This window comes from Pontibacter lucknowensis (assembly GCF_900156415.1).
GTDB classification, from domain to species: domain Bacteria; phylum Bacteroidota; class Bacteroidia; order Cytophagales; family Hymenobacteraceae; genus Pontibacter; species Pontibacter lucknowensis.
The window spans coordinates 595,384-609,175 of sequence record NZ_FTNM01000002.1; the positions used below are offsets into that span (position 1 = coordinate 595,384).

The 13,792-nt window shown below is 50.2% G+C and carries 11 protein-coding genes; 8 read left to right on the forward strand and 3 right to left on the reverse strand.

Going from position 1 to position 13,792, the window contains the following annotated elements; genetic code table 11:
- Positions 1-12: 12 nt before the first annotated feature.
- Positions 13-2,457: a translocation and assembly module lipoprotein TamL gene (gene tamL / locus BW972_RS08775; protein ID WP_143731971.1), complete on the forward strand. Its 2,445-nt coding sequence runs from the start codon at positions 13-15 to the stop codon at positions 2,455-2,457.
- A 100-nt stretch (positions 2,458-2,557) separates the two neighbouring features.
- On the opposite strand, the gene BW972_RS08780 is transcribed toward tamL, so the two are convergent.
- Positions 2,558-4,636: an alpha-ketoacid dehydrogenase subunit alpha/beta gene (locus BW972_RS08780; protein ID WP_076421813.1), complete on the reverse strand. Its 2,079-nt coding sequence runs from the start codon at positions 4,634-4,636 to the stop codon at positions 2,558-2,560.
- Positions 4,637-4,843: 207 nt separating this feature from the next.
- On the opposite strand from BW972_RS08780, the gene hemF reads away from it, so the two are divergent.
- From hemF to BW972_RS08800, 4 genes are all read left to right on the forward strand, one after another.
- On the forward strand, positions 4,844-5,743 hold the full coding sequence (gene hemF / locus BW972_RS08785; protein ID WP_076421814.1) for an oxygen-dependent coproporphyrinogen oxidase: 900 nt from the start codon (positions 4,844-4,846) through the stop codon (positions 5,741-5,743).
- A 2-nt stretch (positions 5,744-5,745) separates the two neighbouring features.
- On the forward strand, positions 5,746-6,333 hold the full coding sequence (locus BW972_RS08790; protein WP_076421815.1) for a phosphatase PAP2 family protein: 588 nt from the start codon (positions 5,746-5,748) through the stop codon (positions 6,331-6,333).
- A 94-nt stretch (positions 6,334-6,427) separates the two neighbouring features.
- Complete coding sequence (locus BW972_RS08795) at positions 6,428-8,749, forward strand: TonB-dependent receptor (RefSeq protein WP_234986329.1); 2,322 nt, start codon at positions 6,428-6,430, stop codon at positions 8,747-8,749.
- 4 nt (positions 8,750-8,753) lie between these two features.
- The gene (locus tag BW972_RS08800; RefSeq protein WP_076421817.1) at positions 8,754-9,686 is read left to right on the forward strand and encodes a DUF4249 family protein; all 933 of its coding nucleotides are present in this window, start codon (positions 8,754-8,756) and stop codon (positions 9,684-9,686) included.
- Positions 9,687-9,702: 16 nt separating this feature from the next.
- Here BW972_RS08800 and BW972_RS08805 read toward each other — a convergent pair whose 3' ends face one another.
- Positions 9,703-10,290: a riboflavin synthase gene (locus tag BW972_RS08805; protein ID WP_007652518.1), complete on the reverse strand. Its 588-nt coding sequence runs from the start codon at positions 10,288-10,290 to the stop codon at positions 9,703-9,705.
- Positions 10,291-10,530: 240 nt separating this feature from the next.
- Here BW972_RS08805 and BW972_RS08810 point away from each other — a divergent pair, with 240 nt between their 5' ends.
- From BW972_RS08810 to BW972_RS08820, 3 genes are all read left to right on the forward strand, one after another.
- Complete coding sequence (locus BW972_RS08810; RefSeq protein ID WP_007652520.1) at positions 10,531-11,193, forward strand: protein-L-isoaspartate(D-aspartate) O-methyltransferase; 663 nt, start codon at positions 10,531-10,533, stop codon at positions 11,191-11,193.
- Positions 11,194-11,381: 188 nt separating this feature from the next.
- Positions 11,382-11,912 (forward strand): acyl-CoA thioesterase, encoded by a 531-nt coding sequence (locus BW972_RS08815; RefSeq protein WP_007652522.1) that lies wholly within the window; start codon positions 11,382-11,384, stop codon positions 11,910-11,912.
- Between the two features lie 15 nt (positions 11,913-11,927).
- Complete coding sequence (locus BW972_RS08820) at positions 11,928-12,557, forward strand: hypothetical protein (RefSeq protein ID WP_076421818.1); 630 nt, start codon at positions 11,928-11,930, stop codon at positions 12,555-12,557.
- Between the two features lie 82 nt (positions 12,558-12,639).
- Here BW972_RS08820 and BW972_RS08825 read toward each other — a convergent pair whose 3' ends face one another.
- Positions 12,640-13,749 (reverse strand): TlpA disulfide reductase family protein, encoded by a 1,110-nt coding sequence (locus BW972_RS08825; protein ID WP_076421819.1) that lies wholly within the window; start codon positions 13,747-13,749, stop codon positions 12,640-12,642.
- Between the last annotated feature and the right edge of the window lie 43 nt (positions 13,750-13,792).

Here is a 13,792-nt window from a genome sequence, read left to right on the forward strand (position 1 = left end):
GCGGAGAATCGTTTGAGAACACGATATTATATATTCGGGCTGGTAATTACAATTTTAAGTTTCACCGCCTGCGTGCCGACCAAAAATCTGGGCGAGAACGAACAGCTCTTGTTAGGTATAGAGCCTAAAGGGATCGAACACGTCAGCCAGACTGATATAGAGGCGGTTTACCAACAGCGCCCTAACCGGACCTTCCTTGGCTCTACGCCTTATCTGGCCATCTATAACTTTGGGAAGCGATTTTACAGTCCTGCCCGCATCGACGAGCGCATTGAAAAGCTACGTAGAAAACGCGCCGATAAAACAGCCCAAGCCGATGACTCCACAAAGGTACGCCGAATCCAGGACCGCTTTGACCGCCGCATAGCCCGCCAGCGTGATCGGAAGGAAAAGGGTAATCTGCTCATGCAAATAGGTGAACCTCCCGCCATCTATGACTCACTGCTGATGGAGCGCACCATGGACCAGGTAGAAATTTACATGAATACCAAAGGTTTTTTTAATCATGAAGCGGACTACGAGAAACAGGTAAAAGGCAAAAAGGTATACATTACGATCAATATCGCTGAAAATGAGCCTTACCGTTACAGTGCGCTCAACTACACTATACCCGATGATTCTCTGCTCCAGATTGTGAAGCGATACGAGGCCAGGTCGCTACTCAAGGTAGGTGATGTGTATGATGAGCAGTTGCTCACACAAGAGCGGGATCGCCTGCATGAGATGATCCGTCACAACGGATATTTTGACTTTTCGCGTGCGTATATAATATTTGAGCCGGATACCAGCTACGGGGGGAACACGGTGCGTCTGCATACCATTATTCAGAATCCGGAGAACGGGTCCCGTCACAAAGCTTATACTATCAGGAACGTGTATTTTAAGACAGATGCGGACCGGTTTGGTTTGGCACGCGATACGCTGGAATACAACAATGTAAAATACCTGGCATACGACCACAAGTACTCTTTTAACATACTTGACAATAAAGTTTCGGTATACCCAGGTCAACGGTATAGCCAGTTCAGGACATCCCTTACACAGCGGCGACTGGCTGAGATGGATGTGTTTCAGTTTACCAATGTAAGCTACAACAAGATCACAGATGCGACCGACTCAACAGCTGGTAACCAGTTGAATGCCTTCATTAATGCCCTCCCCTCCAAGAAATTTCAGGAAACGGCTGAATTGGGGATGAACTTTACCGAGCGCAGGCCTGGTCCTTTTTCCAGCATCCGACTGAAGACACGCAATGTTTTCGGAGGTGCCGAGAACCTGGAATTCGGTATACGTGGGGGCCTGGAGGGACAGATCAATATTGCAACTGATGAAACGGTCATGATACGGGAGTTTGGTGGTGATGCTGCGCTTACTTTCCCGCTGTTTATTCTCCCTTTTGGCGGAAAGAAAATTCTGCAGGATTTCAATCCCAGAACCCGGTTGTATACAGGCTATACCAATGTTAATCGTGCTGAGTTCCAGAGAAGCATTTACGAAGCCTCTCTTGACTACATCTGGTACAAGTATCCGCGTCCGCTTCAGACGCCAACTGTGCAGTATGTGTTTTCACCGGTCAATATTAATATTATTCAGGTTAATCGTATTGACCCCACTTTTGAAGAAGACCTGCGAGAACTGAGTCAGCTCAGCCGATCTTTTGTGGAGAGTTTCAAAAGCGGATTTATTTCTTTTGTTGGCTTTAATCTGATCTACAACACAAACGACTTTCTGCAATCGCGCAATGCCCGCTACATGCGTGTGCTGACCGAGGTCGGCGGTCTCACTTCCAAACTGGGTATCTTGCCTGAAACGGGCAGTCTGAGGCAGTTCCAGTATGCCAAATTAAACACTGATTACCGACGCTATTTGCCGCTGGGAGGACAGCGCTTTTTTGTTTATCGTGTAAATGCTGGTGTAGGCGGTCCCCTGTTTGGTACGAATGCCCTCCCCTATGATAAATACTTTTTTGCAGGAGGTGCTTCAAGTGTGCGTGCCTGGCAGGCCCGGCGTCTGGGCCCTGGCTCATATCGGCGGGTGATTACAGAAACTGAGGATGGAGAGGAGACTGATAGAAGATTTATTGCCGAACAGCCTGGTGAAGTATTACTCGAAGCCAGTGCTGAGTACCGTTTTAATATGGTCGGTTTCTTAAATGGTGCTGTATTCGTTGATGCTGGTAACGTGTGGATGCTGAAGCCTGATAACCGCCCGGGGTCTGAATTTCAATTTAACCGCTTTTATAAAGAACTGGCGGTAGGTACTGGCTTTGGTTTGCGACTAAATTTCTCTGTTGTGATTCTTCGATTTGACTTTGCCACACAGGTATACGATCCGGCCGGAGACCTTAACGGCAACAAGTTCGTGATTCGTGATTTCCGCTTCTCCGACTTTTTCCGCCAGGTTGATCCAGCCAATCGAAGAACTAACCTCAACATCGGCATAGGTTATCCTTTCTAAAGCTTAGCTATAAGACCTGTACTTTTAGTTCTAATAGCCTGCAAACAAAAATCCCCGTCATGATCTGACGGGGATTTTTGTTTGCAGGCTATGCTAGAGTCTAGTAGTTCAGCAACTCTTCCAGAGCAGCGGCTACCTTTTCCGGGTTAGGCAACATCATCTTCTCCAGCTCCACATTCAAAGGTATAGCTGGCAGGTTAGCAGCACCCAGGGTATAAACTGGTGCGTCTAGCTGCTGGAAGCATTCTTTGGAGATACGTCCCGCCAGTGATTCTGCAAAAGAGTTCATCAGCGGCTCCTCGGTGAGTACCAGTGCCTTGCCGTGACGACGCACAGAAGCGACTACGGCCTCGAAATCCAGCGGATTGAGCGTACGCAGGTCCAGGATCTCAACGCTACCTTTGAATTGCTTGGATGCGGTTTTGGCCCAGTATACGCCCATACCGTAAGTGATCACCGTCATGGAGTTGCCCATGCGGATTTCCTCGTCAGAGGCATACTGCACCACGTTGGCTTTGCCGAGAGGCAGGATGTAATTTTCATCCGGCTCCACGGTCTTGGCGTCTTCGGTGCCGGCTACTTTAGACCAGTACAGACCTTTGTGCTCCAGCATGATCACCGGGTTCGGGTCCAGGAAGGCAGCTTTCATGAGACCTTTCATGTCGGCAGCGTTGCTTGGGTAGACTACTTTAATGCCACGGATAGTCAGCAACGTAGACTCAATGCTTCCGGAATGATAAGGACCGCCGCCGCCGTAAGCGCCGATCGGCACACGAATCAGCGACTGTACCGGGAACTTGCCCATCGAGAGGTAGCAGCTCTTAGAAAGCTCTTCCACCAATTGGTTCATACCCGGCCAGATGTAATCGGCAAACTGAATTTCTACAATTGCCTTTGCACCTACGGCTGACATACCTGCGGTAGATCCGACAATGTACGCTTCCTGAATCGGGGTGTTAAACACACGGTTATCGCCGTATTTCTTAGCTAGCAGAGCGGCTTCGCGGAACACACCACCAAGTTCCCCACCTACGTCTTGCCCATAGAACAAAGCTTCCGGGTAAGTGCGCAGGATATCGTCCACGGCATGAAGAGCAGCGTCCACCATGATGGTTTTATCAGCACCTGATGGGCTGCGCTCTCCTTTTTCTTCTGTTACCAGAGTTGGGGCAAATTCGTGCTGGTCGAAGGTGTTAGGATCAGGCACGGGAGCGTCCAGTGCACGCTGGTAATCAGCATTCACTGTTTTTTGAGCTTCCTGTTCGAGCCACTGTACTTCTTCTGACGTAACATCGGCATCCAGCAGCGCCTGACGCAGCTTCGGGATCGGGTCGTTGACGCTATGTTCCTGCAGGTTACTGCCACGGTACCACTCGCGGCGTACACCGGAGGTATGGTGACCTAGTAGAGGTACTTTGGCATGCACCAGTATCGGTTTACGCACTTCGCGGGCATACTCAAATGCCACCCGCATGCCTTCATAGGACTCCGCAAAGTCAGAGCCATTCACGCGCAGTCGCTCCATCCCTTTGAAGCCGGCTGCATACTCGTAGGCATCCATGGCGCGCATTTCCTTTCCTGTGGCCGAAATACCCCAGTCGTTGTCCTGCACAAGGTATACAATTGGCAGATTCTTCAGTACCGCCATCTGGAAAGCCTCGGCCACTTCACCCTCCGTCACAGAGCCGTCTCCCAGGGAGCAAAGCACCACCGGCTTTTCCTCACTATTAGTCAGTCCCTGCGATTCGAAGTAGGCAATGGCGTGTGCCATACCAGTGGCAGGTATAGCCTGCATGCCAGTGGCAGAGCTTTGGTGTGGAATGGTCGGACACCCTTCGCGACGCAGCGAAGGGTGTCCGTAGTAGGTGCGGCCACCTGAGAACGGATCACCGGCTTTGGCCATCAGCTGCAACATGAGCTCGTAAGGCTGCATGCCTATACCTAACAGCACTGAATCATCGCGATAATAGAGTGAGGCGTAGTCGTAGGGCTTCAGTTGAAAGGCCGTGGCCAATTGTATGGCTTCGTGACCGCGGGATGTGCTGTGCACATACTTACTGCAAATGGCCTTGTTTTCTTCGTAGGTGTCTGCCATTGTCTTGGCAGTTATCATCAGTCGGTAGGCTTTTTTAAGAATGCCCGTGTCAATCTTAAATGCCTCCATCAGTTCTTTTGACATAGGTTGCGCGTAGTTGTTGCCCGAAGTTAAGGAAAAATGTGCTTTTTCTGAAATCCTTACGAATGTTCGGTAGAGCGGGGTTTATTTGGTAGTTTTACGGTTTCCGGACAAAAATACCTGGTGGCAAAGGACATAGGACTTTGGATTTCTGTTCCGGAATTCTGTGATCTTTGTCAGATGACACATTAAAGAAGTAATAAAGATAATATGTTCAGAGAAGAAGTTGAAGCTTTTATGCGCCAGTTCCAGCTAGACCTGGTGCGCGACCTTGAAAACTGTGATGGCGGTGCAACTTTCCAGAAGGATGAGTGGCAACACGAACAGGGCGGTGGCGGCATTTCCCGCATCATCGAAAACGGGAACGTGCTCGAAAAAGGCGGTGTCAACTTCTCTGCTGTGCAGGGCGAGCTCTCTCCACAATTCCTGAAAATGCTGCAGATGCCTGATCCGAAGTTCTTTGCGACGGGCGTTTCGGTGGTAATGCACCCACACAGCCCGATGGTGCCGATCACGCACATGAACGTGCGCTATTTTGAGGCTGGCAACGGTACAGCCTGGTTTGGTGGCGGCATTGACCTCACGCCTATTTATGTGGATGTGAAGCAGGCAAGGGAGTTTCATGAGGCCATGAAAGCCGTGTGTGACAAACACCATCCCTCCTATTATCCGGAGTTCAAGAAATGGGCCGACGACTATTTCTACAACGAGCACCGACAGGAAACCCGCGGTGTGGGCGGTATTTTCTTTGACCGACTGATGGCTACTGATGAGATCAGCCTGGAGCAACGCTTTGCCTTTGTGCGTGACGTGGCCTATGCATTTGCACCATTCTATACGAAGATCGTGAACGAAAACCGCAATCTGCCTTATTCTGAACGAGAGAAACAATGGCAACTGATCCGCAGAGGCCGCTACGTGGAGTTCAACCTTGTGTACGATCGTGGTACCAAGTTCGGACTGGCCACCAACGGTCGCATTGAGTCTATCCTGATGAGTTTGCCGCTTCATGCCTCCTGGGTATATAACCACAAGCCTGCACCGGGCGGATCTGAGGAAAAGACCCTGGGTTATCTTAAGAAGGACATCGACTGGATCAACATAGCCTAAGCATGCTGGAGCAACTGGAGAAGCTGGACCAAGAGCTGTTTCTATACCTGAATGAGCAGCAAAGCCCGTTCTGGGACAATGTTATGGTCACGGTTTCAGATAAATACTTCTGGATTCCCTTTTACCTTCTGCTGATTGGCTATATCATCTGGCGCTACAAGCTGCAGAGTATACCAATGCTGCTGATGGCTGTGGCAGGTATAGGTTTGGCTGATTATGTGGCCTCTGGCGTTTTCAAACCTTATTTTGCGCGTCTGCGTCCCTGTCACGATCCTGAAATATCAGCCATAGTAAATCTGGTGCGCGGCTGCGGCGGACAATTCGGCTTCCTCTCCTCCCACGCCTCTACTGGCTTTGCGCTGGCGGTTTTCTTTAACCTGACCCTATCCGACCGTTACTTGATCTTCAAGATATTGCTGGTTACATGGGCTGTGATGGTTTCCTATAGCCGCATATACCTGGGTGTGCACTATCCGGGCGATACGCTGGGCGGCGCTCTGGTGGGTACCGGAACAGCCATGTTGGCCGTGGTGGGCTACCGTTTTTGGCTGCGAAAATATACCCGCTTTCAGCACAAACCTTTGGCATAATCCGCTGTTTCTGACGTATTGTTAGAAGAGCTGATTTCCGGACTTGCAACTACGACACTTTTTATACCTGCTTCTGTCACTCATACTCCTGCCTGTGCTACCTTCATGGGCACAGGACAGTTTTGTGCTAAGCGGCCGTGTACTCGACGCCCGTACAGATGAGCCCCTGGCCGGTGCTTCCATCAGTCTGAAGGAGCGCCCTTCTATCGGTACGGTCTCGGAACCGGATGGCAGGTACAGCATGAGTGCCCCGCCAGGCAGTTATACCTTGGTTATCCGTTACATTGGCTACAATAGTCAGGAAATTCAACTTCAGCTCTTTCGAGTCGAATCACTTAATATACGATTGGAGCAGGCCAGCTACAGCACCCGTGAGGTGGAGGTGATCGGGACCCGCCTCAAGCCGTTTACCCAGACCGCCACGATGGGTGAACTGGACATCCCGATGACTTCGGTGAAAACGCTGCCGGTGCTGTTCGGAGAGACTGACATCATGAAAACTGTGCAGCTGATGCCGGGGGTGCAGTCGGGTGGCGAAGGCAATACAGGTTTTTATGTGCGGGGCGGAGGAGTTGACCAGAATCTCGTGCAACTCGATCAGGCGGTGGTTTACAACCCTGGACATCTGCTCAATTTCTTTTCTGTCTTCAATAGCGACGCCATCAGCAATGCCACCCTGATCAAAGGCAACATGCCGGCCAGGTATGGCGGGCGCCTGTCGTCGGTACTGGATGTGGAGCTGCGGGAAGGAAGCATGGATAGTTTGCAGGCAGAGGGCGGCATTGGCCTGATCGCTTCCCGGCTGACGGTGCAGGGCCCACTGGTCAAAGACAAGGCCTCGTTCATTTTCTCTGCCCGCCGCACCTACGTGGATGTGTTGTTCGGGCCATTTCTGCGAAACACTGAACAAGGTGGGGTGCCTTATTATTTTTATGACTTCAATGGCAAGCTCTCCTATACCTTGTCACCGAAGGACAAGCTCTACCTGAGCGGTTACTATGGCAAGGACGTAGGTTCGCTTACACTCTCTTCCGGCCGCTTTGTGGCCGATTTCCAGTGGGGAAATGCTTCCGCCACTGCCCGTTGGAACCATCAGTTTTCAGGAAAGCACTTTGTAGATGTGACAGGCACATTGAGCAACTACGCATTTGATTTCAATTGGGACTTCGGAGACATTACAACAGCAGTTGAAACCGGGGTACGGGATTATACTTTGAAAACCGATTTTGTGTATACTCCTTCTGTGCGCCATGAGCTGCACTACGGTTTGCACTTTACCCACCATACGTTGCGTCCCCGAACCGGCAGTGCCGAAACAGCCGAAGGTGATGTATTCTCTACCGACAGGATCCTTTCCAAAACAGCCCATGAAGCCGCGCTATACCTGTCCGATGATTGGAACGTAACGGACCGGCTCTTGCTGAGCTTAGGTATACGGGGTAGTTACTTTGCGCAGATGGGGCCTTTTACTTTCTATACCTTTGATCAGAACGAAAGGCCTATTGATTCAGTGGCATATGCAGCGGGAGAGCGGGTGAAAACGTTCCAGGCTCTGGAGCCGCGTGTGTCGGTGCGCTACAGCTTAGGGGCTGATGCTTCCGTTAAAGCAAGCTATGCCCGTTCGGCACAGTACCTGCACCTCGTTTCCAATGCCTATACAACCCTGCCTCTGGACGTATGGGTGCCAAGTTCGGCAATAGTAGAACCACAGCGGGCCACACAGTATGCAGTGGGCTATTTCCAGAGTTTCCGGCAAAATATGTATGAAGGGTCTGTGGAGCTCTATTATAAGACCATGGAAAACCAATTGGAGTACCGCGAGGGTTTTGTGGCGGGGCCTAGTAACCGTGATCTGGAGTATGAATTTGTGCGTGGAAGTGGCGAATCTTATGGCGCAGAGTTTTTCCTGCGCCGGAACTATGGTGATTTGCAAGGCTGGCTGGGCTATACCTTGTCCTGGACCGATCGCACCTTCCCCGCTATCAACCAAGGCCGTACCTTCCCCGCCCGCTTCGACAGGCGGCATGACATCTCGCTGGTGGCTACTTATAAGTACAATACCCGCTGGACATTTGGTGGCAGCTTCGTCTACGGCACCGGACAAGCCACTACGATGCCCGAGCGGCGCTACCTGATTGAGGGAACAGTCAATTACCAGTACGGTGACCGCAACAGCTTCCGGATGGAGCCTTTTCACCGGCTGGACCTCTCGGCTACGCTGGAAGGAAAGGCGCAGCGACGGTTGCAGTGGAGCTGGACTTTTGCGATCTACAATGTGTATGGCCGCCGTAACCCCTTCCTGTATTTCATTGATAGCGAAGGGGCGCCTTACAGTACAGATACCCGGGTGCAGGCAAAGAAAGTCTCACTGATTCCAATTCCGCTGCCATCAGCCACCTGGAATTTTAAATGGTAATGCTATGCGAATCAGAAATCTTCTCTCACTCGTTCTGTTCACCTTTCTTGTTTCCTGTGAAGAAAGTCTTACCATCGACATACCTGCCGGACAGGAACAACTGGTAGTAGAAGGGCACATTGAGCAGGGTGCTCCGCCAGTGGTGGTACTCACGCGTAGTATGCCGGTGTTTTCCGGCTTTTCCCCAGCTGATATCGAGGCTAGTTTCGTGCATGGGGCTCAGGTAGAGGTGTCGATCGCAGGAAAGAGCTATACCTTAAAAGAAGTACCGGCGGCCGCCTTTTGGCCAGGGCTGCGGCGTGTAGTGTCAGAGCAATACGCCATACCTGAGAACCAGCTTACCAGTAATAGCAACTTTATTTTTTATGTTTATACCTCTGATGAGTTGCGGGGCGAAATCGGCAAGAGCTATCAGTTGCGAATCAGTCACGAAGGGCGGGTACTGACCTCTTCGACGACCATACCCCATCTCAACCCCCTGCAGGAACTCTTTCTGCAGCCTCATCCCGACCCAAGGCAGGACAGCTTGTTCACACTCTTCTACCGCTACCGCGACCCTGACACCCTGGGGAACAGCGTCCGCTACTTCACAAAGCGCAACAGCGAACCCTTCTACCCTGGCTACTTTACCTCTGTTTTCAATGATGAGCTGATCAATGGAGTGCAGAACCTGAGTTTCCCGCTTGACCGGGGGGAGCCCCGTGGCCGGGATGTCGATCTGGATACTTATAGCTATTTTGGGAAGGGCGATACGATCACAGTGCGCTGGGCTGCGATCGATCTGGATCACTATCGCTTTTGGTATACCTTAGAAAATGAGCGTAACAACAATGGCAGCCCCATCGGCTCCGCCAATACCACCCGGTCTAACATCAACGGCGGATTAGGTGTTTGGGGCGGTTATGGGGTAACGTACCACCAGATTGTGGTAAAGTAATGACTAAACTTTTTTATTAACTTTTATTCAAGAGCCTCGCTACATACTTGCCGATTATATCAAACTCCAGGTTAACAGTTGTACCCGGCTTCACCTGGTGCAGATTGGTATGTTCGTAGGTATAGGGTATGATCGCAACAGAAAAACGGTCTTCCTGTGAGTTCACTACCGTCAGGCTAATGCCGTTGACAGTGACCGAACCCTTCTCCACCGTCACATTTCCTAGGGAAGAATCATAGCGGAAGGTGAAAACCCAGCTGCCGTTTTGGTCTTCTACGGACTCACATACTGCTACCTGGTCCACGTGGCCCTGCACGATGTGTCCGTCGAAACGACCGTTGGCACTCATGCATCGCTCCAGATTCATCTTGTCACCCACCTGCACGCTGTTCAGGTTTGTTTTTTGCAGCGTCTCGTCTATAGCGGTCACAGTGTAGTTATCGCCCTCTATGTTCACCACTGTCAGGCAAATGCCGTTGTGAGCCACACTCTGGTCGATCTGTAGCTCCTGTGTGAAAGGTGCTGACAGCGTGAAGTGCTTGTTGGTGCCTTCTTCCTGTATGGCCTGCACCTGGCCCATAGCTTCTATTATACCTGTAAACATCTTTCCGGGCTTATTGTCTGAATTCAAAATTAACCATGATTTTGCTGAAAAGCATACTTGCTATACCTAAATCCGCAACAGGCCGAGATTAAATTGCCTTAGTGTTAGGTAACTCTGCCCTCCTATGCTTATTTTCGCATACGGCATCACTATCTGTTCTCAGAAAAAGAATGCCGCTGGCTGAATCAGCTGGCATAGCAAGTGCCAATCATTTGTAACTAGTATTATAGGAAAAGGGAAATGCAGGTAGATTTGTACAAACACAAAGGCATGCGCCGCGCCTTGGTAAAGCAGTTGAGAGACAAAGGTATACGCGATGAACGGGTGTTGGCTGCAATTGAAACAGTACCCCGGCATTTTTTCTTCGAGAAAGCCTTCCTGGAACAAGCCTATCAGGACAAAGCCTTTCCGATAGGCGAAGGACAAACCATTTCGCAGCCTTACACGGTCGCTTTCCAGACGGAGCTGCTGAAACTGAAACCAACCGACAAAGTACTCGAAATCGGGACCGGCTCGGGCTACCAGTGCTGTGTCCTCCTGCAGCTTACGCCTAAAGTTTACACCATCGAGTATAACAAGCCGCTCTATGAGAAGGCGGTAAAGTTCTTCAAGACGTATGGCTTGTTCCCGCACACCTTCCACGGCGACGGTTCACAGGGTTTGCCTGCCCATGCACCATACGACAAGATCATCGTGACGGCCGGAGCGCCCGGTATACCTAAAACATTGGTAAGTCAGCTCACTATTGGTGGTATTCTGGTAATCCCGGTAGGTGGTGAGTCGAGCCAGAAGATGCTGCGCATTACCCGCACCGGCGAAAATGATTTTACGCGGGAAGAATTTGCTGATTTCAAATTTGTGCCCCTTCTGGGCAAATCTGGTTGGGAGGCAGATAATTTATAGCGCTTTAGCCTTAATGCCAGCGAGTGAGGAAGGTTTCAATCTATAATGAGAATTAATCCTTCCGGTGATAGCCTTATAAATTATATACTTGCCACACTACTACCCAAACATTTTGCCCCAAATGCCTTTTCGGTCTTTTTGTTTGGACCTTCGTGCCCTATCTTTGCGTCAGAATTTATAGAACAAACATGCGTAAACAGAAAAAAGTAAGCGAATCGTACGTGATTATGACTGAGTTGGTGTTGCCAAACGACACCAATACCCTGCATAACCTGATGGGCGGTAAAATGATGCATTGGATGGACATCGTATCGGCTATCGCTGCACAGAAGCACTCCAACCGTATCGTGGTTACGGCTTCAGTAGACAACGTGTCATTCGCTGAAAGCATAAAATTGGGCAATGTGGTTACGCTCGAAGCTAAAGTTACCCGTGCCTTCTCTTCATCTATGGAAGTGCACATCGTGGTTTATGCCGAAGACATCCCTTCGGGCAAAAAAGTGATGTCAAACCAGGCCTTCTTCACCTTTGTGGCGGTTGACCAGTCTGGCAAAGCGATCGATGTGCCGGAAGCGATCCCTGAAACCGAGGAAGAGATCAGGCTGTATGACGGTGCTTTACGCCGCCGTCAGTTACGTCTGGTATTGGCTGGTCGTATGAAACCGAGCGAAGCCAATGAATTACGCTCTATCTTTGATCTTAAGGAAGACGCCGAATAATTTATACCTTACCAAATGGCAGCCCTGACACCAGAACAACTGAACGCGGAATTTCTGAAGCATTTCATGCCAGAAACGCTCTACCTGATCGAGCAGGACCAGGTGACTGTTGTCAGTGCGGCTATACCTATTGCTACTGAAGCACCAGTAATTAAACCGGTTCATGAAACTGCCGCTCCCATTCCAGCAAGTCCGGCGACTGTTGTAACCGATACCCCTAAACTGCCGAAAATAGAGACAGCACCTCAGCCAAAGTCTTTTGATCTTATCGGTGAGAACCGTAAAGGTCTGATTGTGTTGGTCACACTTCCGGATGCAGCGTTTAGGGTATTACCACAGTCACAGTTTCTGACCAAAATACTGGCAGCTATTGGTTTTGGTCCTTCGGATGTTGCCTTTGTAAATAACGTGTCGGGAGCGATCACGAAGTTCGAAGCGCTGCGCGAAACCACCCAGACAAAGTATATCATCAGTTTTGCCAGCCGCCTTGACACTGACCTTCCGCACGAGAAGTTCACGCTTTACAATCCTGTGCCGGTAGATGGTGTGCCAGTTGTATTCTCACAGTCGCTGGCTGTGTTGGATGGCGATCAGGAGCAGAAAAAGTTGCTGTGGGCGGCGCTGCAGCGAGTGTTTAAAAAGTAGTACCTATTACATAACCATAAAAAGCAAAAGCCCTTCTGTCAAGGAAGGGCTTTTGCTTTTTATATCAGGTATAGATCCTGGTTTACTGTACCAACGAAGCAATTTTAGCTTCCAATTCTTCTCCTCTCAAGCCTTTGGCAATGATCTTCCCTTCTTTATCGAGCAGAATAGTCTGCGGAATGGCGTCTATCTGGTACAGCTGAGCGGCAGCGCTTTCCCAGCCTTTCAGGTCTGATACCTGCGGCCAGGTCAGTTTGTCATCGGCAATAGCCTTCAGCCACTTTTCACGCGACTGATCCAGCGATACGCCAAAGATCTCGAAACCTTTGTCCTTGTACTTGTTGTACATTTTTACAACGTTCGGGTTTTCCTTGCGGCATGGTGCACACCAGCTAGCCCAGAAATCAATCAGTACGTACTTTCCTCGCAGCTCAGACAAAGCCATGCTGCCACCTTCAGGTGTTGGCAGTGTGAAATCAGGCGCTACCGAACCCACGGCAGTTGTGCGCATAGCACTCAGGCGATCGTTCAACGTCTTGGTGTATTTAGACTCTGGAATGTGCTGGGTATAGAGCGTCAGCATACTATCCGCAAAAGCAAAATCCAACTGCGGGTTAACCAGGCTGAGTGTTCCGAAAGCAGAAACCACAGATGACGGGTGTTTTGCTATGAAATTCTTGATCTCCTTTTGCAAGGAAAGATACTGTTGACGGTAACCTTCTGCTTCTTCCGTCTTGCCTTCAGAAATGGCGCGGTTAAACTGCTCGCTCAGAGCCATTTCCTTCTGGCGGTTTTCATTCACCATTTTGTTAAGACGCTGGAAAAGCTCAGAGTCCTCTGAGTTCTCAAACCTGGCTGTATTGTTCAGGTCGCGGGCATCAGCCTGTACTTTGATATTTTTATTTTCGAGAACCATCATCAGGGCATTTTGCTGATCGAGTCCGAGGCGGTAAAGCGTCGGTTCTTCTACCTGACCCTGAAATGAAAATGTACCATCCTGACTGATGTCAGCCGTATCGCGGGCAATGAATTGCTGTTCTCCCAGTTCAAACAAAAAGATCTGACCAGGTGTGGCATTTTGCAGTTTCCCTTCTATAGTATAGGCGCTGCCGTTGGTTGCTGTCTTGTTGCCCTGGCAGCTGGCCATCAAGGCAGCCGCTGAAGCCAGTACTATATAGTTCTTTAGGTTCATATTTCTATGGGTTTAGATGATCGTACAGCGGTGCACCTGGCAA